Annotated in this window: 2 protein-coding genes; both read right to left on the bottom strand. The window is 35.4% G+C overall.

Going from position 1 to position 2,158, the window contains the following annotated elements; all coding sequences use genetic code 11:
- On the bottom strand, window positions 1–704 hold a 704-nt coding region (locus GX687_03365), incomplete at its 3' end, for a hypothetical protein (GenBank protein HHX96488.1).
- 3 nt (window positions 705–707) lie between these two features.
- Window positions 708–1,742 (bottom strand): RNA-directed DNA polymerase, encoded by a 1,035-nt coding sequence (locus GX687_03360; GenBank protein HHX96487.1) that lies wholly within the window; start codon window positions 1,740–1,742, stop codon window positions 708–710.
- Window positions 1,743–2,158: the final 416 nt, after the last annotated feature.

Below are 2,158 nucleotides of genomic sequence, written 5' to 3'. Positions count from 1 at the left end.
TATACCTCTGTAGTTAAAGTAGCATCTGTTGGATCCAAATCTGATGCTTTAAAAGAAAAAGTATAATTAACATTATCTTGGAAATTAGGTATAGAGACAAAAGCTACAGTTGGTGCCGTATTACGAGCATTAACAGTAACCTCCTTTACTGTTTGATAATTACCACTATCTTTGGCTACTATCTTTAACGGAAAACTACTTTTACCGGGATAGCTATTTTTACTTATGGTAATTTGATATTCAATTCCATTTTCCGCGGTAAAACTACCATTATGATTAGAAGATGAATTAGTTTTTAAATTTTTTGCCGTAAATGAAACTGAGGAGTTATCTAAAAATATACTTGTTGTAAGATTTTCATCATTTATATTAGAATCAATAACCATTAGTTGAAAAATTAAATCCTCAGTTCTATGAACAGACCAATTTCCCGATAATGCAATTCCGGGAGGTCTGTTTTCAAGTAATTCCCCAGAATAAATAGCAACCTCATCAATTATACCCTGAAAATTAGTTCCTCCAATTAAACCCTGTTCGTCTGATAACCCAAAAGGTGTATCAAAAATCCTAACTTCATCAATAAGACCTTGATAATTATTACCCGCAATGACACCCTGTTCAGCAAAAATTAATGACGGAAATAAAAAACTCCAGCAAAAACACAAACACAAAAGAAAAACTAAAAACTTCCTTTTTTTTGACACAAGCTAACACCCCCTCCTAATTACTTCCTTAACCTTCCCAAGCTCTAACCATGAAAGAATATGTTTTTGCCTAAAATTATAGGTATTACCATGTTTTAACCAACCTAAATAACTCATAATAGCTGCAGCATCGTGATAAGACATTACCACTTTTCTCTTAATTTTTCGCATCCGCCGACCAATTCTTAAAGCAGTAGTATTTCTTAATAAACAGTAATCACGAAAAGTACGATAACCAACAAAATCTACTCCCCGTACATCTACCCGATATAATTGCCAATTATCCTTAACCTTTAAATGGAGAACCTCACTTAAATAATTCATTATTTTTTCCCTTACTCTATGTAATTTCTTTTTGTTATTACCAAACAAACAGAAATCATCCATATAACGTACATAATATTTTACACCCAAGCTTTTTACATAATGGTCAAAACCCTCCAGATAAAAGTTACTAAACCATTGACTAGTATAATTGCCAATCGGTAAACCCGGTTCATGACTGTCAATAATAGTATCAATTAACCATAAAGCCTCCCGATCCTTAATCTTTTTCCGAAACAACTCTTTTAATATTTCCCGATCAATTGACGGATAAAATTTCCTAATATCCATTTGCAAACAATACTTGGTATGTTTTCGATCCTTCTTTAACCATTTCTTTACCGCTTTTAAAGCAAAATGAATCCCTTTCCCCGGTATACTTGCACATGAGTAATAATACATACCTCGTCTGAGAATAAATTCAATTTGCTGAATCAAACACCAATGAATTACTTGATCTGGATAATACTTAGGCTTATAAATCACCCGCTCTTTTTTATTACTTACATCCCAAATTACTTCCTCAAAATATTCCGCAGGCTGATAAGTCTTTTTACTCAACATCTCTTGAATTTCTTCAGCACATTTTTCCGCATTTTCCAAAACCCTTTGTACATTCTTCCTCTTTCTTTTACCACGTGCAGAATTATCTATTGCCCAAAGAATATTATCCTTATCTATAATCTTTTCAAAAATGAAACCTACTCGTTTCATCATTAACCCCTTCATTTGCCTCACGGTCTTTCGAGAATAAACCTACTAAACCGTGCCTTTAACGGCGTCTTATTTTTGACCAAGCGGTCGGGAAAATGAAGTGCCAAAAATACATCAAACCTTTTTCAAATGAAAAGCACGGGCGGCGATGTTCGAGTTCGTATTAGAAGATGAGTTGTTAGCATTCCAGTAGAACAGCCCCGCCACCGCACCACCAGCAGTAGTGCTGAAGCCGCAGGACACCCCACCCACGCACCTCAAGTCCCCAATATGGGTTGGGGGTAAAACCCCCAAACCCCCTAAAAACACTTTAACTAAAATTTCACTATTTTCTTACCCACAAATTATCCTAAAAAGATGCCCCGGGGGTTAAGCACCCCCGCTCCCCCCTTTTTAAGGAATATAAAGGGCACGGG

The sequence above is a fragment of the Clostridia bacterium genome (assembly GCA_012841935.1).
GTDB lineage: Bacteria > Bacillota > Peptococcia > DRI-13 > DTU073 > DUTS01.
The sequence above is the reverse complement of the archived record's forward strand: the minus strand, read 5'-3'. Positions and strand labels throughout refer to the sequence as shown.

Bases quoted from the DNA above. Each gene is read 5' to 3' on its own strand.
- GX687_03360 (HHX96487.1), bottom strand. From the start codon at position 1,742: ATGAAACGAGTAGGTTTCATTTTTGAAAAGATTATAGATAAGGATAAT.